Origin of the sequence: Pseudarthrobacter sulfonivorans, from assembly GCF_031454915.1 — a bacterium.
Taxonomy (GTDB): Bacteria; Actinomycetota; Actinomycetes; order Actinomycetales; family Micrococcaceae; genus Arthrobacter; species Arthrobacter sulfonivorans_C.
The window spans coordinates 24,244-42,084 of sequence record NZ_JAVDRS010000011.1 but is presented as its reverse complement, the minus strand read 5'-3'; the positions used below and the strand labels follow the sequence as shown (position 1 = coordinate 42,084).

General features: G+C 65.5%; 16 protein-coding genes. 8 read left to right on the top strand and 8 right to left on the bottom strand.

Annotated features, from left to right (window positions below):
* Nucleotides 1-3 precede the first annotated feature (3 nt).
* From J2808_RS20090 to J2808_RS20065, 6 genes are all read left to right on the top strand, one after another.
* On the top strand, nt 4-1,647 hold the full coding sequence (locus J2808_RS20090; RefSeq protein ID WP_309820184.1) for a DNA repair helicase XPB: 1,644 nt from the start codon (nt 4-6) through the stop codon (nt 1,645-1,647).
* A 190-nt stretch (nt 1,648-1,837) separates the two neighbouring features.
* A complete protein-coding gene (locus tag J2808_RS20085; RefSeq protein ID WP_309820183.1) occupies nt 1,838-2,311 on the top strand; it encodes a hypothetical protein in 474 nt (157 codons plus the stop codon).
* 85 nt (nt 2,312-2,396) lie between these two features.
* Nucleotides 2,397-4,436, top strand: a complete 2,040-nt coding sequence (locus J2808_RS20080) for a multicopper oxidase family protein (RefSeq protein ID WP_309820181.1) — start codon at nt 2,397-2,399, stop codon at nt 4,434-4,436.
* A gap of 90 nt (nt 4,437-4,526) precedes the next feature.
* Nucleotides 4,527-5,237 carry a response regulator transcription factor gene (locus J2808_RS20075; protein ID WP_309820178.1) on the top strand — a complete coding sequence of 237 codons (711 nt, stop codon included), beginning with the start codon at nt 4,527-4,529 and terminating at the stop codon, nt 5,235-5,237.
* A 3-nt stretch (nt 5,238-5,240) separates the two neighbouring features.
* Complete coding sequence (locus J2808_RS20070) at nt 5,241-6,767, top strand: sensor histidine kinase (protein ID WP_309820176.1); 1,527 nt, start codon at nt 5,241-5,243, stop codon at nt 6,765-6,767.
* Between the two features lie 210 nt (nt 6,768-6,977).
* Nucleotides 6,978-7,265 (top strand): WXG100 family type VII secretion target, encoded by a 288-nt coding sequence (locus J2808_RS20065; protein ID WP_309820174.1) that lies wholly within the window; start codon nt 6,978-6,980, stop codon nt 7,263-7,265.
* 60 nt (nt 7,266-7,325) lie between these two features.
* On the opposite strand, the gene J2808_RS20060 is transcribed toward J2808_RS20065, so the two are convergent.
* The 6 genes from J2808_RS20060 to J2808_RS20035 all read right to left on the bottom strand — a co-directional run bounded on the left by J2808_RS20060 (nt 7,326) and on the right by J2808_RS20035 (nt 13,095).
* Complete coding sequence (locus J2808_RS20060; protein WP_309820172.1) at nt 7,326-8,363, bottom strand: ribonuclease HI family protein; 1,038 nt, start codon at nt 8,361-8,363, stop codon at nt 7,326-7,328.
* 134 nt (nt 8,364-8,497) lie between these two features.
* Entirely contained in the window at nt 8,498-10,126 is a 1,629-nt protein-coding gene (gene groL / locus J2808_RS20055; RefSeq protein ID WP_309820170.1) for a chaperonin GroEL, read from the bottom strand.
* A 292-nt stretch (nt 10,127-10,418) separates the two neighbouring features.
* Nucleotides 10,419-11,705, bottom strand: coding sequence for an ABC transporter substrate-binding protein (locus tag J2808_RS20050; protein ID WP_309820168.1), 1,287 nt, complete (start codon nt 11,703-11,705; stop codon nt 10,419-10,421).
* Complete coding sequence (locus tag J2808_RS20045) at nt 11,702-11,908, bottom strand: cold-shock protein (RefSeq protein WP_255770373.1); 207 nt, start codon at nt 11,906-11,908, stop codon at nt 11,702-11,704. Before J2808_RS20045 ends, J2808_RS20050 begins: the two co-directional genes overlap by 4 nt.
* Before the next feature lie 170 nt (nt 11,909-12,078).
* Complete coding sequence (locus tag J2808_RS20040) at nt 12,079-12,714, bottom strand: LytR C-terminal domain-containing protein (RefSeq protein WP_309820165.1); 636 nt, start codon at nt 12,712-12,714, stop codon at nt 12,079-12,081.
* A gap of 51 nt (nt 12,715-12,765) precedes the next feature.
* Entirely contained in the window at nt 12,766-13,095 is a 330-nt protein-coding gene (locus J2808_RS20035; RefSeq protein ID WP_309820163.1) for a DUF3263 domain-containing protein, read from the bottom strand.
* 181 nt (nt 13,096-13,276) lie between these two features.
* On the opposite strand from J2808_RS20035, the gene J2808_RS20030 reads away from it, so the two are divergent.
* Both J2808_RS20030 and J2808_RS20025 read left to right on the top strand, forming a co-directional pair.
* Complete coding sequence (locus tag J2808_RS20030) at nt 13,277-14,047, top strand: uracil-DNA glycosylase (RefSeq protein WP_309820161.1); 771 nt, start codon at nt 13,277-13,279, stop codon at nt 14,045-14,047.
* 14 nt (nt 14,048-14,061) lie between these two features.
* Nucleotides 14,062-14,901 carry a siderophore-interacting protein gene (locus tag J2808_RS20025; RefSeq protein WP_309820159.1) on the top strand — a complete coding sequence of 280 codons (840 nt, stop codon included), beginning with the start codon at nt 14,062-14,064 and terminating at the stop codon, nt 14,899-14,901.
* A gap of 36 nt (nt 14,902-14,937) precedes the next feature.
* On the opposite strand, the gene J2808_RS20020 is transcribed toward J2808_RS20025, so the two are convergent.
* Together J2808_RS20020 and J2808_RS20015 are read right to left on the bottom strand one after the other, a co-directional pair.
* Nucleotides 14,938-16,317, bottom strand: coding sequence for a threonine/serine exporter ThrE family protein (locus J2808_RS20020; RefSeq protein WP_397428096.1), 1,380 nt, complete (start codon nt 16,315-16,317; stop codon nt 14,938-14,940).
* 145 nt (nt 16,318-16,462) lie between these two features.
* Nucleotides 16,463-17,779 (bottom strand): peptidoglycan bridge formation glycyltransferase FemA/FemB family protein, encoded by a 1,317-nt coding sequence (locus J2808_RS20015; RefSeq protein WP_309820155.1) that lies wholly within the window; start codon nt 17,777-17,779, stop codon nt 16,463-16,465.
* Nucleotides 17,780-17,841 lie beyond the last annotated feature (62 nt).

Sequence of the window (17,841 nt, the reverse complement as noted above, 5' to 3'; positions counted from 1 at the left end):
CGCGTGAACGACGGCCCGCTGATTGTCCAGAGCGACAAGACCATCCTGCTCGAAGTGGACCATGAACTGGCTACGGAGGCCCGCCACGCGATCGCCCCGTTCGCCGAACTGGAACGCGCCCCGGAACACATGCACAGCTACCGGCTGACACCGCTGGGACTGTGGAACGCGCGCGCCGCCGGACTGGACGCCGAAAAAGTGCTGGACACCCTGCTCAAATACTCGCGGTTCCCGGTGCCGCATTCGCTGCTGATCGACGTCGAAGAGACCATGTCCCGGTACGGCCGGCTCCGCCTTGAGAAGGATCCGCAGCACGGCCTGGTGATGCGCACGGACGACTACCCGGTGCTGGAGGAAGTGGTCCGCGCCAAGAAAATCCAGCCCTTGCTGGGGCCGCGGATCGACGGCGAAACCATCGTGGTCCACTCCTCCCAGCGCGGCCAGCTCAAGCAGCTGCTCCTGAAAATCGGCTGGCCGGCCGAGGATCTGGCCGGCTACGTGGACGGCACACCGCACTTGATCGCCCTGAACGAGGACGGCTGGAAGCTTCGCCCCTACCAGCAGCTCGCCACAGAGAATTTCTGGGCAGGCGGCAGCGGCGTGGTGGTATTGCCGTGCGGCGCGGGAAAAACCCTGGTGGGTGCCGCGGCCATGGCCACGAGTTCCACCACCACACTGATCCTGGTGACCAACACGGTGGCAGCCCGGCAGTGGAAGGACGAGCTGCTCAAGCGGACGTCGCTGACGGAGGATGAAATCGGCGAGTACTCGGGCTCTGTCAAGGAAGTCCGGCCTGTCACCATCGCCACCTACCAGGTCCTCACCACTAAACGCGGCGGACTGTACGCCCACCTGGAGCTACTGGATGGCCACGATTGGGGCCTGATCATCTATGACGAGGTCCATCTCCTGCCCGCTCCGATCTTCCGCATGACCGCGGACCTGCAGGCACGCCGCCGGCTGGGCCTCACCGCCACCCTGGTCCGCGAGGACGGCCGTGAAGGAGAGGTCTTCAGCCTGATCGGTCCTAAACGGTATGACGCGCCCTGGAAGGACATCGAATCCCAGGGCTACATCGCGCCCGCGGACTGCGTGGAGGTCCGCGTTGACCTGCCCCGGGACGAGCGCGTGGCATACGCGATGGCTGAGGACGCGGACAAGTACCGGCTCTGTTCGACGTCGGAGTCCAAGACCCTGATCGTGGAACAGCTGGTGGCCAGGCACCAGGGCGAGCAGCTGCTGGTGATCGGGCAGTACATTGACCAGCTGGACGAGATCGGCGAGCGCCTCGAGGCCCCCGTCATCAAGGGTGACACCTCAGTCAAGGAACGGCAGAAGCTCTTCGACGCTTTCCGCGCCGGTGACGTACACACTTTGGTGGTATCCAAGGTGGCCAACTTCTCCATTGACCTGCCCGAGGCGTCGGTGGCCATCCAGGTCTCGGGTTCGTTCGGGTCCCGGCAGGAGGAGGCGCAGCGGCTGGGCCGGCTGCTCCGCCCCAAAAAAGACGGCCGGGCCGCCCGCTTTTACTCGCTGGTTGCCAGGGATACGTTGGACCAGGATTTCGCGGCCAAGAGGCAGCGTTTCCTGGCCGAACAGGGATACGCCTACCGGATCATGGATGCGAAAGACGTGGGCGCCGCCTAGGGCATCATAGCGCTCTTGATATTTTTGTCCAGCGAATTTACTATTTGGGGTAAAGCGTCCCGCCATTGACGGTTGCCCCTGGTCCCGGCAACCTGGCGGCCAGTCGCCGGCCATGGGGGTTCCCGCAGCCAGGGAGCCGGCGGACTTGCGGCCCTGATGAATCCCATAGCTTCTTGCCTGAGGACTTCCCATGCGCAAAGTACTCCTGGCCCTGGCGGCCATCATCCTCTTGTCTTCTCTGGCCCAGCTCTATTTTGCGGGCTACTTCCATTTCCAGAATTCGATTGAAGAACAGCGTGACGCAGGCGTTTACCACATCGTGAACGGCCAATACGTCCTGCGCTATGCGGCGCTGCTGGCCGCTATCGTGGCTGCCATAGCGCGCGCCGGCTCCCGGACCATCTGGCTGGCGGCCGGGATCTTCCTGCTCACATGGGTCCAGCTGTTCATCTTCATCATCGGCGGCATGCTCACCGGATCCTCCGAAGAGTTCGTCACCCCGGCAGGCTCTTGGGTAGTGTCCATCCACCCGCTCACGGGCGCGCTCATGATCTTTATGTCCTACTGGCTCTTCCGGCGGGCCCGGGCGGCAGCCCTGAACCCCCAGCCGTTACCGCCCAGGGCGGACACGTCAGACGCCCCGTCCAGCCAGGCAACGGCCTGACCGGCAGGGTGCTGTGCAATCAGGTTTTCCCCGCCAGGCAGCAACAGTTATGCCCATGACCGGCAGGCACTAAGAGGCAGGCATCGTGACCGCTTCGCAGCTTCTGGCCCTGGACCTGGCGCTGGCCGTCCTCGCTGCCGGTGCCTGGACCGCGGCCGCTTGTTTTGCCCTGCGCGCAACAACAGGGTCCGCGTCCACAACACGGTCAGCGAGGACCTGGGCCGGGATCGCGCTGCACTGCCTGGCGGCGGCCCTCGCGCTGCTGCTCGGCCGGCTGGCGGTCCTGCCGGCGCTGGCCACCGGCAGCTGGTGGTTTGCCACCGAAAGGGCAACCATAGGCCTGCCCGTTGCCGCCATCCCGGCGGTCATCGCCGCCGTAACGGGCATACCGTACTTGATGAAGCTCCGAAGCACGGCCGGAACCGGCAGCCAGCACACCGGCCCAACGCCGCGGCCGGCACTGATGGGCATCATCCTTGCCGCCATCGGAGCCACAGCATCGGTCCTGGTGAACCTTGTCCTGGGGCCGTTCCCTGCGCCCTGGGCCATAGCCGTCCTGCTGTTTTTCGTGGCGGCAGGCGCGCTCCTCGCGCACGTCCTGCTCTTCCCCTCCGTCGCCGGCCGCCGGCGGCCAGCCACGGCGGGAGTAGCGGTGGCCTCCCTGATGGCAGCGGCCGCTCTAGGTACGGGCAGCGTGGCGTGGCTGGACAGCCGGGCAGCCGACGGTAAGGCGATCGGCGCCGTCGTCCACCACGGCAAGCCACCCACCACGGCGCCGGTGGAAACCACCCCTGTCACGCGGCTGACCGGCACCTTGCCGGCGGATGCTGCCATCCGCCGCTACGACCTGACCGCACGCGTTGAACGCATCACGCTGCCTTCGGGTGAATCCACCGAGGCCTGGACGTTCGGCAGCGTTCCCGGACCCGCACTGGAGGCGCAGCTCGGCGAGGTCCTGGAAGTGGTGCTGCACAACCGCGACGTCGGCGCAGGCGTGACGTTGCACTGGCACGGCTATGACGTGCCCAACGCCATGGACGGCGTGGCCGGGGCCACCCAGGATGCAGTACCGCCGGGGCAGTCCATGACCTACCGCTTCGTCGCCGCGCAGAGCGGCACGTACTGGTACCACACGCACCAGGACTCCTTCGAAGGCGTCCGGAAGGGCCTCTACGGCTCCCTCGTGGTGAGGGATCCGGCCAGCCAACGTGAGCCCACGGACCTGGTAGTGGCCGGTCACACCCTCGACGGGCTGTCCCTGCTGGGCGCCTCGGACCGGATCAGCACTCACTCCGTCCCCACCGGAACCCAGGTCCGGCTGCGGCTCGTCAACACCGATTCGCTGCCGCAGCGGTACGTGCTGATGGGCGCGGACTTCACCGTGGCCGCCGTCGACGGTACAGCGGTCCACCAGCCGCAGCCAGTCTCCGGAAGGGTCCTGCGGATAGGCGCCGGCGGACGGCTGGATGTGGTCTTCCGGATGCCCGACGCGCCGGTGACCCTGCGGATGGAAGCCGCGGCCAGCGCCGCCGTCGTACTTCATCCAGCCGGACCTGAACCCCAAGGGGCCGTCCCGGGGGATGCGGGCGAGGCCGCGCCCAGCCTGCCTGCAGGAACCTTCGCCAAGGCCGCAGAACTGGACCTGCTCAGCTACGGCCAGCCCGACCCGAATGCTCCCGCCGTCGAGGAGGCGACGCGCCAGGAAGTGCTGGTCCTGGACCAGCAGTTCCGGTTCGTGGATGGTGTGCCGCGGTACGCGTACACCATAAACGGCGCGGCCTACCCCAGCATCCCGGCGCTGATAGTGGCCAAAGGTGACGTTGTGAAGCTGACGCTGGTCAACCGCAGCGCCGAGCCGCACCCCATGCATCCGCACGGGCACCACGTCCGGGTGCTCAGCAGGAACGGCGTCGCCCCGGCCGGTTCACCGTTGGTCCTGGACACCGTGGATGTGCTGCCGGGCGATGTGTGGGAGGTGCTGCTGACGGCAGACAATCCGGGCATCTGGATGGACCACTGCCACAATCTGGAGCACGCTGCCCAGGGAATGATGGCGCTCCTGCAATATGAGGGCATCGATTCACCGTTCATGCACGGCGGGCACGCGCACAACAAGCCTGAGTAACCGGCGGCAATCGGCGGGGCGGACCCGGGCCACATGGAACACACACCTTCCATCCAGAAAACTCACAGATTCTGGGAGCATGATGTGAGTATGAAGAAGACCGGTCCAGAAGCCAAGCTGCTCGTTGTTGATGATGAACCCAACATCCGCGAGCTGCTGTCCACCTCCCTTCGCTTCGCCGGTTTCGAGGTGGTTTCGGCTGCCAACGGTCGGGACGCGCTGGCTGCCGCCGAACTGCACGCACCGGACCTGGCCGTGCTCGACGTCATGCTGCCGGACATGGACGGTTTTACTGTCACGCGCAAGCTCCGGGCTTCCGGCAAGCACTTCCCCGTCCTGTTCCTGACAGCGAAGGACGACACCGAGGACAAGGTCACCGGCCTCACCGTGGGCGGCGACGACTACGTCACCAAACCCTTCAGCCTCGATGAGGTGGTGGCCCGCATCCGGGCCGTCCTCCGCCGCACCCAGCCGCTGCTCGACGATGACGCCGTTATCCGGGTTGATGACCTGGAGCTCGACGACGACGCCCACGAAGTGCGGCGTGGCGGCACCGTCATCGAGCTGTCCCCCACCGAGTTCAAACTCCTGCGGTACCTCATGCTGAACCCCAACCGGGTGCTGTCGAAATCCCAGATCCTGGACCACGTCTGGGAATACAACTTCAACGGCGACGCCTCGATTGTGGAGTCCTACATCTCCTACCTTCGCCGTAAAGTGGACATCGATGCGGACGCACCGGCCCTGATCCAGACGAAGCGCGGCGTGGGCTACGTGCTCCGGACAGCAGAGAAGCGCTGACCCTTGCTGCAGCGGTGGAAGTCGGCCTCCCTGAGGTCCCAGCTCGTCGCCATCATCATGGCGCTGCTGATTGTTGCCCTGACCGCGACCGGCGCGGGCACCCTGACGCTGCTGCACAGCTACCTCGTGGGCCAGGTGGATGACAAGCTCTACGCCGCCGTCAATCTTGCCAGCAAGCAGCGCTCGTTTACGCCGCTTCAGGCACCAAACCCGATGGTCCCCACCGAGTACTCGCTCACTCTTTTCACGCCCGGCGAGGAGCCCTATTCGTTCGGCGGGGATGCCGAGGTCCGTCCGGACATCAGCAGCATCTCCGTCGACGAGGCCCAGCGGCGGGACAGCAAGCCTTATCAGGTCCGGGGCACGGACGGCCAGAACTGGCGCGTCGTTGCAGTGACCGTCCTCGACGGCGGTCGCCTGGCAGTCGTGGTGATCGGCCTGCCGCTGCAGAGTGTGGACGATGTCCTCAAGCACGCCACCCTGGTGATCTGCGGCACGGGCCTGCTCACGCTGCTGCTCGCGTCCCTGATCGCAAGCTGGACGGTTTCCCGGTCGTTCCGGCCCTTGGCCCGGGTCGAGAAAACGGCCGCTGCCATCGCTGCCGGTGACCTTTCCCGGCGGGTCGAGATCGAAAATTCCTACACCGAGGTGGGCCGGCTCGGAAATTCCCTGAACGCCATGCTGGCGCACATCGAGTCTGCTTTCGCCGCAAGGATGGTTTCGGAAGCCAGAATGCGCCGGTTCGCCGCCGACGCGTCCCATGAGCTGCGCACCCCGCTCGTGACCATCAGGGGCTTTTCCGAGCTCTACCGGCACGGTGCCCTGTCCACCGACGAGGACGTGGCCACCGCCATGGGGCGGATCGAGAGCGAGGCAAAGCGCATGGGATCCATGGTGGAGGACCTCCTGCTGCTGGCACGCCTGGACGAGCAGCGGCCCCTTCAGCAAAAACCTGTGGACCTGCAGCTGATCGCCCATGACGCTGTGGTGGACACCCGGGCTATCGACCGCGCGCGTCCCATCTCCCTGACGGGGCTCGATGGCGGCCCTGCCCTGCCCGCACCTGTACTTGGGGACGAAGCAAAGCTCCGCCAAGTGGTGGGAAACCTGGTGGGGAATGCGCTGCGCTACACCCCTGAAGGCAGCCCGATCGAGCTCGCCGTGGGCGTGCGGCCGTCCGACGACGGGCAACCCCTCGCCGTGATTGAGGTCCGGGACCACGGCCCGGGCATCTCCGAGGATGACGCTGCGAAGGTCTTTGAGCGCTTCTACCGCGCGGACACGTCGCGGACCCGTGAAACCGGCGGCAGCGGCCTGGGGCTCGCGATTGTCGCCGCCATCGTGGGCTCGCACCGCGGATCCGTCAGGGTGGAAACGACTGACGGCGGCGGCGCCACCCTGGTGGTCAGCCTGCCTGTCCGGGAGGAAGGCGCAGAGGGCGCCGAGCACGCCGGCGACGGCGCAGCCCGCGAACAGTTGGGCGAGTCCGCCGGCGAAGGCCAGGACCACAACAGCGTTTTCCGCGCCTAACCGTTCCGCGCGGAACAAGTACCGGCGGTCTCCCTCTCAGTGGAGCAGGCGCGCCAAGACGAACCGTGTCATGTCCAGCTGGTCCTGTTATCCACATACAGCCCATCGGGCGTGGCGGGCTGGCAGGGCCCCTCCGTAGGCTCGTTGCAGAGGCCCGGAGCAGCCGGGCGGGCAGCGGAAGCAGCCCCACTACATCGAGAGGCACCAGCCATGAGCATCATCTCCGTCGATACCGAACTGCTCCAGCTCAAGTCAGCCAACGTCAAGGCTACAGTTGACCGGATCAGCGCCGACGTGCAGACCATGAAGCGCGGCCTGGATGAATTGCAGGCCACATGGCGTGGCTCCGCTGCCAACAATTTCCAGGCCCTTGTTTCGGAGTGGACCATGACCCAGGGCAAGGTCGAGGCGTCGCTGGCGTCCATCAACATGGCCCTGGCATCTGCGGCGAATACCTACGCCCAGGCCGAGCAGGGCAACACGCAGCGCTTCAGCTAAGGCCGTTGCTTCAGCTTCCCGTCAGGTTTCGGCTCGCCTGTCGGGCTCTGTTGGGGCCCGTCAGGCTTCGGGTGTTCCCTGATGGAACCGCAGCCGCCACCTGCCGCCGTCCAGGACCCACAGCGAGCTTCGAAGGACCGTGCCCGAGCGCGAGTAGCTTCGGTACGTCAGCAGGACCGCACTGGTGCCGATACGGTCCGCGCCCAGGATTTCGAGCTCCGTGTGGTGCCCGGGATCCTCTTCCATCGCCATCATCATGGCGTCCCTAGTCCAGACCCGGCCCGAACTGCCGATTTCCATAAAGTCCGGGTGGAGGAGGACGCCGGTACGTCCGATGTCACTTCTGGCGTCCGGGCCGGCCAGTTCCCGTTCGAGCGCCTCGACGATCGCCTCGGGGTTGGGCTCCGCGCCAGTGTCCTCCGCCACGGCGAACACGTCGGTCTCGAGTTCGCTGAAGAGGTCCGGTTCTTCATAGGGCGCCTGTCCGAACGGGCTCTCGGGGGCAGCGGAGACGGGAGCGGCCGCCGTGCGGACAGCCGTGCTGGCGGCCCCCGGAGCAGAGGCTCCGGCAGCAGAGGCGGCAGAGCTGGCTGATGCTGTGCTGGCTGCTGCCGGGCTGACCGCTGCTGGGGCACCGGCGAAGCCGGGGCCGGAACGAGCTGCCACACCCTGCTGGTATGCAGTGGCCGCGGCACGGGCCCGCACGTCAGCTGCCTCGTTGAGGTCGTGGCCGGCGTGGCCCTTGACCCATTCGAAACGGTATTTGCGGCCGGCGAGTTCCCGGTCCAGCTCCTTGAGCAGCTCAACGTTCAGGACGGGCTTGCCGTCGGCTTTGCGCCAGCCCTTCCGTTTCCAGCCCGGCATCCACTTGGTGATGGAGTTGATAACGTACTGGCTGTCGCAGAGGACCCTCAGGTCTTCGTCCGGGACATGGGCGGTGGCGCGGAACAGGTCCAGAACGGCCATCAGCTCGCCCTGGTTGTTGGTGCCATGCGGCCATCCGCCGGCCCGCCAGCAGTCGTCGTTGACATACCAGGCCCAGCCGGCCGGGCCTGGGTTTCCTAAAGCCGAACCGTCGGCTGCTGCTGTAATCGTCACCATTCCATCCTGCCAGAATTCCGGTGCGCCCTTGACGCCCAGGGGTTACTTGACGCATAGGGGTTAACGGCCGACGGCGGCCCCCACCGTTGGTGAGGACCGCCGTCGTGCGTCGTGCGTGGAAAAGCTGGGGACTAGAAGCCGCCCATGCCGCCCATGTCGTCGCCGCCACCCATGGCCGGAGCGTTCTTCTCCGGCTTGTCGGCCACAACGGCCTCGGTGGTGAGGAACAGACCGGCAATGGAAGCCGCGTTCTGCAGTGCAGAGCGGGTCACCTTGACGGGGTCGTTGATCCCGGCAGCCAGCAGGTCGACGTATTCGCCGGTTGCTGCGTTCAGGCCGTGGCCTGCGGGCAGGCCGCGGACCTTGTCCACCACAACGCCGGGCTCGAGGCCGGCGTTGAAGGCGATCTGCTTCAGCGGAGCGTCGATGGCAACGCGGACGATGTTGGCGCCCGTTGCTTCGTCGCCCGTGAGGTTCAGGTTGGCGAACGCCTTGGCGCCGGCCTGGATCAGTGCAACGCCGCCACCGGCGACGATGCCTTCTTCAACAGCAGCCTTGGCGTTGCGGACAGCGTCCTCAATGCGGTGCTTGCGTTCCTTGAGCTCAACTTCGGTTGCGGCACCGGCCTTGATGACTGCAACGCCGCCGGCCAGCTTGGCCAGGCGTTCCTGCAGCTTCTCGCGGTCGTAGTCCGAATCGGAGTTTTCGATCTCGGCACGGATCTGGGAAACACGGCCAGCGATCTGGTCGGCGTCGCCGGCACCTTCAACGATGGTGGTCTCGTCCTTGGTGACAACAACCTTGCGGGCGCGTCCCAGGAGTTCCAGTCCGGCGGTCTCCAGCTTGAGGCCGACTTCCTCGGCGATGACCTGGCCACCGGTGAGAACAGCGATGTCGGCCAACTGGGCCTTGCGGCGGTCGCCGAAGCCCGGAGCCTTGACGGCAACAGACTTGAACGTGCCGCGGATCTTGTTGACGATCAGGGTGGCCAGGGCCTCGCCCTCGATGTCTTCGGCAATGATCAGCAGCGGCTTGCTGGACTGCATGACCTTTTCCAGGACAGCAACCAGTTCCTTGACGTTGGAGATCTTGGAGTTGACGATCAGGATGTACGGATCCTCAAGGACCGTTTCCTGGCGATCGGTGTCGGTTACGAAGTAGGCGGAGATGTAACCCTTGTCGAAGCGCATGCCTTCGGTGAGCTCCAGCTCCAGGCCGAAGGTGTTGGACTCCTCGACCGTGATGACGCCTTCCTTGCCCACCTTGTCCAGGGCTTCGGCGATGAGGGCACCGATTTCGTCGTCACCGGCGGAGATGGAGGCGGTAGCCGCAATCTCTTCCTTGGTTTCGATTTCCTTGGCGGAGGCCAGCAGCTCAACGGTGACGGCCTCTACGGCCTTCTCGATGCCGCGCTTGAGGGACAGCGGGTCAGCGCCGGCTGCAACGTTGCGCAGGCCTTCCTTGACCAGGGCCTGGGCCAGCACGGTAGCCGTGGTGGTGCCGTCGCCAGCGACGTCGTCCGTCTTCTTGGCAACTTCCTTGACCAGCTCGGCGCCGATCTTCTCGTAAGGATCGTCCAGCTCGATCTCCTTGGCGATGGAAACGCCATCGTTGGTGATCGTGGGGGCGCCCCACTTCTTTTCGAGGACGACGTTGCGTCCACGCGGGCCGAGGGTGACCTTGACGGCGTCGGCGAGGATGTTCAGGCCCCGCTCAAGACCGCGGCGTGCCTCTTCATCAAATGCAATGATCTTGGCCATAACGGCAGTAGTCCTTTCGGGACAGTCGTTAAGAATGATCCTCACTGCAGTGCCCGCGACGGACGATCCTTTACCCGCGGCCTCTGTACGCCGCGGCTGGGGATCTCACTCCAGCCAGGTATTTCTCTCGCTCCACGACCTGGGCCAAGCTCCGAAACCGGCAGAAACCGGACGTTGCTTTAGCAGTCGGTACGTAGGAGTGCTAAGTCAATAATTAGCACTCCCTAGGTGAGAGTGCAAGCGAATGGACCGCAAATCCGCTTATCCAGCGGCGGCCGTTCGCCGCTGGCGATCAGCCTGCTGCCCGTCCTGAAGCCTCACGTCCGCTGAGAACGGCCCGGTTGTCGGCGCCGTAGGTGAACACCATGAAGTTCGCCGTGGTGATATCTCCCTGGGAGTCAAAGGCAATCGGCCCGGATTCGCCGTCATAATTGACCTTCGCCCCGGACTTCAGGACCGCGAGGCAGTCGGCGTACCGAAGGCACGGTTTGCCGGGCTGTCCGGCATCCTGCCCGCCGGCGGTGCCGCCGGATACAGTGATCAGGTTCGCCGCGATGGAGCGCCCGGCATCGTCATCAGCCGTCGCCGCCGCCAGGGCCGCCACATTCACGGCGTCGTAGGCCTCTGCCGCGAAGGAGAGGTCCTTCAACGCCGGACTCACTGCCAGCAGCCGGGCCTGGAAGGCTGCCGCGGCAAACACGCCCGGCACCACGGCACGGGCACCATCCAGGGCTTTCGAGCCCAGCCCGGACCCATACTGCGCGAACGCCCCGTCACTGAGGATGACTTTGCTGCCGGACAGTCCCGCATTGTTGAGTTCGGCGAGGGCGCCCTGGGCGTCCTCCCGCGCGATCAGCACAACGGCGTCGGGCTTTGCCGCGTGGGCAGTCACAGCCGCCTGCTGCGCGGAGCCCGGCTTGAAAGCCGATGTGCTGACGGTTGCCAGGCCGGCATCCGTCGCGGCACTGGCTACCGCGGCGGAGACGTCCTCACCGTAAACGCTGTCCTGGTGGACAAGAGAAATGCTTTTGGCTCCGCCGTCCTTGGCAAGCTTTACCAGCACGGAGGCCTGGGCAATATCAGCAGCGGCGGTCCGGAAGTAGTAGCCGCCGCTCTTGTAGGTGCTCAGGGCGGCCGCCGTGTTGGCCGGCGAAATCAGTGGAATCCTGTCGGCGGAGAGGACGTCGATGGCAGCTGTGGCATTACTGGAATCCGTGGGTCCAATCACCACGTCGGCCTTGGCTGCAGTGAGGTTCATCGCCTGCGATCCGGCATCATCACCGGCCCCGATGATCAACTCCACGGGCCTGCCTTTGTGTCCGCCGGCGGCGTTGATGTCCTTTACGGCCAGCTCGGCCGCGGCCCGCTGTGAATCGTTGAGGAAGCCTTGCTCCCCCGTGCTGTCCTGGATCAGGCCAATGCGCAGGACGCCGTCGCCGGAGGCTTCAACCGAGTCCAGCCGGGAGTTACCACCGGTGGCTCCGGCACAGCCGGCCAGTGCCAGCAGGAGAGCCGCCGCAATGGTTGTCCGGAAGGCTGTAGAACGCAGGGCTGTAGAACGCTGGTTGCCGGAGTTCACTCTGCGGGCCGGACACTTTCGGCCTGCGGGCCCTTCTCGCCCTCGCCGATTTCGAGCTCCACGCGCTGTCCTTCGTCGAGGGCACGGTAGCCTTCACCATCAATAGCCGACCAGTGCACAAAAACATCGTCCCCGGAGCCATCCACGGTAATGAAGCCATAGCCTTTTTCGGCGTTGAACCACTTAACGGTTCCCAGTGCCATGATGTCCACTCTTTCGGTAGTGCCGACGGTCCACTCCGCTGGGTGCCGCGTTGTACGGACCGAAGCCTGAATTCACTCTAGCTACTGGCCGTCCTGCTGGCCGAGCCGCACGGCCGCTCCGCTGCCCAAAAGTTATGCACGTGTGACCGGGAGAAGCGACTCCGGAGACGCTACCGGTAGTCCGGCCCCAGAACCACCACTACGGGAACCTGGAACTCCTGGCTGTCGACCAGCGTGGGAATGCCCAAGAGGGTGGCAAGCGCCTCGGCGTTGGCCTGCTGGGCTGCCCCGGCATAGAAGATCACGGAGGTCTGCTGCGGCGCGCCGGCCCAGTTGCCAACTGGCCCCAGCGTCCAACCGTCGTTCTGGACCATTGAGCTGACACGTCCGGCGAGCCCTGCGGTGCCGGCGGCGTTGTACACGGCAACGCCCACGGCCTTGTTCAGGACAGGAGCCGGCGCTTCGGTGGCAGACGGCGTGGCAGATGCTTCCGGCTTGGCTTCCGGGCTCTTCGAGGGCTCCGAGGGCACGGCGCTGGGGGACGGATCCTTGCTGGCCGAAGGTGCTGCGCTTGCCTCCGGCGAAGCCGACGATTCCAGGCTTGTGGACAGCTCACTGCCTGCCTGCGTGAAGCCAAGTTTGGGAAGGATCAAAAAGGAAACCAAGCCGATGGCCAGCGCCGCGATCCCCACAGCAAGGATGGGCCAGAGTTTGCGCCCGGCCGGTGCCGAGGCCGTGCGATGAACGCCTTGCCTCGAGGCGGTCTCCGGAACTTTGTCGAATTCATCCCGAGCGTATTTGGTCATGGTGCAGAGACATCCTTGTTGATTGCTGCTGATGGCTCAGCACGAAGTAAGTCAGGCGTCGGAACCCAGGCGGCGTGCAGTGCGTGCCCGGTGACGCGACGTACGTAGTCTACGCAATCTCTTCACCAGCATGGGGTCGTGGGCCAGCGCAGCCTCGGAATCTATGAGGGCATTAAGCAGCTGGTAATAGTGAGTGGCGGACAGGTCGAAAAGCTCCCTGATGGCCTGTTCCTTGGCCCCGGCGTACTTCCACCACTGCCGTTCCAAGGCAAGCATCTGTTGGTCGCGCTCGCTCAACGGGGAGTCACGAAGGGCGAAATCAGCCAGCAGCGGGTTCCGCTCTGCAGTCTCCGGTACGTGTTCCCGAGCAGGCTCCGCCACGGCACATCCTTCGCTGGTCGAGTTGGAAAATCTCATCCCATGCTACGGCGTAAATAACACGGATGTCATTTCCCTCCCCCTCGGAGTTTTTGTCCACCTGTTCGCGTTTTTGCATCCCGAAATCGGTGTTATGTGGACAAAGACTCGGAGGGGCGGCGGGGATCCCTGCGAGAATGGGACCGTGTTTGAATCTGACGCCCTGTTCGAACTGGAGGAGGAGCCCGCGGACGCCGTGGGCTTCGCCGAACTGGCCGCGCTGCCGCTCACCGAGCTGATGGCTGCTGACTGGGCGGACGCGCTGGAAACAGTTGATGCTGAGCTCAGGAGCGTCCTTTCTTTCCTGGCCGCGGAAGTGGCCGCGGGGCACCAAGTCCTGCCCTCGCCGTCGAACGTGCTCCGCGCCTTCAAGCAGCCGCTGGCCGAGGTCAAAGTACTCATCGTGGGCCAGGACCCCTACCCAACGCCCGGCCACGCCATCGGCCTGTCCTTCGCCGTCGACGCCCGGACGCGGCCCATCCCGCGGAGCCTGGCAAACATCTACCGCGAACTCGAGTCAGATCTCGGCATTCCCGCCCGCGTCCACGGGGACCTGTCCGCATGGGCCAGCCAGGGCGTCCTCCTGTTGAACCGGGTCATGAGCGTCCGGGCCGGCGCTGCCGGCTCCCACAGGGGCAAGGGCTGGGAGGCCATTACGACGGCGGCCGTCACCGCGGTTGCCAACCGGCGCACCGCCGACGGCGGGAGGCCGCCGCTGGTGGCCGTGCTCTGGGGCAAGGATGCCGACGGCGTCCGGCCGCTCCTGTCCGGCGCGGCGGTGGTGTCCAGTGCGCACCCGAGCCCTTTGTCGGCGTCGCGCGGTTTCTTCGGCTCCAAGCCTTTCAGCATGATCAATCAGCTGCTGCGGGAGCAGGGCTCCGCCGGCGTAACCTGGGAACTCCCTCCAGTCGTTTAGCTTAGGGTTGCCTTATGAGCACAGTCCCGGCCGCCACGAGCGCAACAAAGAAGACACGTCCGCAGATCGATCTCACCGTGATCCGGCGGGAAGAACTCTCGCCCCACATGGTCAGGATTGTGGCAGGCGGCCCGGGCTTCTCCACCTACGACAACAACAACTTCGTGGACCGCTACGTCAAGATTGTGTTCCCGCAGCCAGGCGTTGACTATGCCCAGCCGCTCGATCTGTGGACCATCCGCGAAACCATGCCGCGCCAGCAGTGGCCTTTCACCCGCACGTACACGGTCCGCTGGGTGGACACAGCAGCCCAGGAACTCGCCATCGACTTTGTGATCCACGGGGACGAGGGGCTGGCCGGACCTTGGGCCGCTGCCGCGAAGCCCGGCGACACCTTCACCTTCACGGGCCCCGGTGGCGCCTACAACCCGTCGCCCGACGCCGACTGGTACCTCTTCGCCGGCGACGAAGCCGCCCTGCCGGCAATCGCCGCAGCCATCGAATCGCTGCCCGCGGAGGCGCGCGGCCTGGCGTTCCTCGAGGTGGACAGTGACGCCGACATCCAGCCCATCGCAGCCCCGGGAGGCCTGCAGGTCACCTGGCTCCGCCGCAACGGCGTGCCCGCCGGCTCCGGCGGCCTCCTCGTGTCGGCAGTGGCCGACGCCGAGTGGCCTGCCGGGCGCGTTGACGTTTTTGCCCATGGCGAGCGCGGCTACATGAAGGCGCTGCGCGACGTGCTCTTCGTTCAGCGGGGCCTTGAGCGGAGCCAGGTGTCACTGTCCGGCTACTGGGCCCAGGGCCGGGTGGAGGACGATTTCCAGGCTGAGAAGAAACTCCCCGTTGGGAAGGTCTAAGTAGGGAGATCCAGCGGAACCCTGCTGCCCGCGGCGTTATCGCCGCCGGGCGCGGCGCCGCTCGTTGCTTGCCAGGCTGCGCGTCAGGGGCCTTGCGAGGGTGTCGCCGAGGACAATGCCGGCCGCAGTGGCCAGGACAATCGCACCGGCGTTGAGCATGCCGCCGGCGCCCAGCAGGATCTCGGATTCCTCGATGGTCAGGACATACATCGAGCGGAAAATGGTCAGGCCCGGCAGCAGGATCAGTGCCGCCGGCACGGCCACCACCAGCTGCGGGGCGCCCATCTTCAGCGCCACTACCCTCGCCAGCAGGCCGATCACGACGGCGGCGAGCGCCGGGGAGAACCGGTCGCCGAGGCCGAGGGCACCGGCGCCGAGCAGGACGAAGTAGCCGGCTACGCCGACAGCCGCAGTGGGCAGCAGCAACTCCCAGGACGTCTGCTCCGTGATGCCGATCGCTATCACCGCGATGGCTGTGAAGATCACCAGGACCCACAGGTCGTAAGCCGGCGGGAAGGTCTGCGTCACGTCGATCGCCTGCATCCCGGTCATCGACCCCACCACGAAGGCCACCGCGATCCCGGCAACAATCGCGCCGAAAGTCAGCAATGTGGAAAGGAACCGGCCCGCAGCCGTCACGGGGAATCCGTTGATGGCGTCCTGGACGGAGGAGACCAGGCGCCCGGTGGGCAGGAGCAGCAGGATGCCGCCCACCACCACGATCGCCGGCGCATTGGTGAGGCCGAAGCGCCACAACAGCAGCGCGGTGAGTGTGACGGCGAAGGCGCACGCCGCCGTCGTAAAGAAGTCCGGAACGCGCCACCGGCCCAGCTGCCGGGCCAGCAGGCTGACGCCGAGGTTGGCCACAAAAGCAATGGCCGAGGAAACCGGTCCCCCGCCAAGGACGCCCACAAAGACGGCAGCGAACACGCCGAAGGCCATGGTGACCATCCAGCGCGGGAATGGTTTGGGACTGGTAATGGCCTCGTCCAGCCGGCGGATCGCCTCATCGCGGCCCACTCCCCCGGCAACGATGTCCGTCACCAGCCGGTGCACCTTGGCCAGTCCGGCGTAGTTGTTGGTCCAGGACCTCACTACCCGAAGCAGCGCAATGGGCGGCTGGTCCTTGGGGGCGTAGTTGATGGCCACCGACTGGTTGGTGATATCCACTTCGATGTTTTTCAACCCCAGCGCCGCGGTGACGGCGATAATGCTCGTCTCCACCTCCAAGGCGCCCGCCCCGTACCGGAACATGGTCTCGGCGAGGTGCAGGGCAAAGTCAAGGGTTTTCCGGGCGGAGGTGTCCACCCCGCCCACCTGGATCATGGGGTTGGCATAAGGGCTCCCGGCGAGCCTGTCCACGATGCTCATTGGCGCCGTCGGCGGGTTCTCCCCCTGGACCAGGCGCCGCAGCATCCGCTTGGCCGCAGCATCGTGGCCGAGCTGGGAGGGCGAGAGCGGCTCTGTCTTGGGCAGGCCGTCTATATGAGGCTTGCCGCGGTAATTCTCGGGACGTTTGTTCACGTTGGTCCGCCTCCCTCTTCGCTTTGGTGGATTGGTGTTACGCCTGCCGCTTCAGCGGCAGTTTGCCGAGTACTGTACGGGCCGCTGCCACGGCGGCCCGGGCCAGGCGGTTGGCCCGGAACGCGAGCGGCCGGACCGGCATCACAAAATCGCCAAGCAGCTGGACCACGTCGCCGCCGAAGCCCTTCTTGAACTGGTAGCCGCCGTGGCCTTCCTCGTCCTGCCCCTCGATGCCGAAGGTGCCGTAGAAGTTGTACCGGGCATAACCCTTCTCGAGTCCATGGAGCATCATGCCCCAATACAGCGAGGTGGCGCCGTTGAAGTAGATGTAGTCCTGCTTGGTGCCGCCGATCACGCACACCACTTCGTCGCCGAAGCAGACAAAGTGGATGGCTGCCACGGTGGCGACGCCGACCGAATCCGGGAACCGCTCAATATCCTTGAGGCTCCGCTCATAGCTGTCCGCCAGATCCTGGACCACCTTGAGCCGGTTGGCCTTCTTCTTGCTGCCGGTTTCCTCAATCTCGCGGCGCAGTTCGGCCGCGGACGCGGACTCGGCTTCCAGGCGTTCGGTGATGGACTTCCGGTATGCCGGGATGTCGATCTTGGCCATCATGAGTTTGGTGAACTCGGGCGAGGTGGTCCGCAGGAGGTGTTCGTAGTATTCGCGTTCCCGGTAGACGAAGCCCTTCTCGTCCCCGGCGGTGCTTAACGCGTTGTAGAACTCATCCAGGGTCGCCAGGGTGGCCTGTTCCAGGAAAACACCGTTCTTCTCAGCCTTGCGGATGGCCTTGCGGGTCCGGTAGCTGGTGCTCATGATGAGCTCTTCGGAGTCCGCAATGCCTTCGAGCCTCTTGATGAACATCCAGTTCACGTTGACGAAGTTCATGTCCGAGCCCTGATGCTCAAAGCCCAATCCGGCCAACTCGGCCACCAGCGGCCTGTTGTCCGCCACTTCCGGGTGCTCGGCGCCGTCGGCATCGCGGGCGATGTACGTCAGGTTCGGTGAAATCCGGAGTTCCGCCGCCTTGCGGTCCGCGGCGCGTTCTTTGAGAAGTCCGACGACGTCACGCACCAGAGCGGTATCCGTGTAGTCCATGAGGGGGCCCTTGGCGCACTCGCACACCTTGTAGCCCCACCGGTTGGTGGTGTAGTTCAGCTTGCCTGCGGCGACGAGCTCACCGTCACGGCGGACACCGAACAGTTCAACGACCTGGCCGCGGGCACGCTGGAACCGGACGAAGTCGACCGACTGGATGAAGTTGTTTTGTGGGTGGTTGAGCGAGAAGGCCTCGAACTCGGCATCGCTGAGGACGCCGAGCTCAAGCCCGGCTCCTGCCTTGGTTGGATTCACGGAAGTAACCTCATCTGTGGCTGCGCCGCCCGGCTGGGGCATGCGCTGGCCTTCGTGGTGGT

Bases quoted from the DNA above. Each gene is read 5' to 3' on its own strand.
- J2808_RS20020 (WP_397428096.1), bottom strand. From the start codon at position 16,317: ATGCTGCGGCGCCTGGTCCAGGGGGAGAACCCGCCGACGGCGCCAATG.
- J2808_RS20045 (WP_255770373.1), bottom strand. From the start codon at position 11,908: ATGGCACTGGGAACCGTTAAGTGGTTCAACGCCGAAAAAGGCTATGGC.
- groL (WP_309820170.1), bottom strand. From the start codon at position 10,126: ATGGCCAAGATCATTGCATTTGATGAAGAGGCACGCCGCGGTCTTGAG.
- J2808_RS20040 (WP_309820165.1), bottom strand. From the start codon at position 12,714: ATGACCAAATACGCTCGGGATGAATTCGACAAAGTTCCGGAGACCGCC.
- J2808_RS20085 (WP_309820183.1), top strand. From the start codon at position 1,838: ATGCGCAAAGTACTCCTGGCCCTGGCGGCCATCATCCTCTTGTCTTCT.
- J2808_RS20065 (WP_309820174.1), top strand. From the start codon at position 6,978: ATGAGCATCATCTCCGTCGATACCGAACTGCTCCAGCTCAAGTCAGCC.
- J2808_RS20075 (WP_309820178.1), top strand. From the start codon at position 4,527: ATGAAGAAGACCGGTCCAGAAGCCAAGCTGCTCGTTGTTGATGATGAA.
- J2808_RS20025 (WP_309820159.1), top strand. From the start codon at position 14,062: ATGAGCACAGTCCCGGCCGCCACGAGCGCAACAAAGAAGACACGTCCG.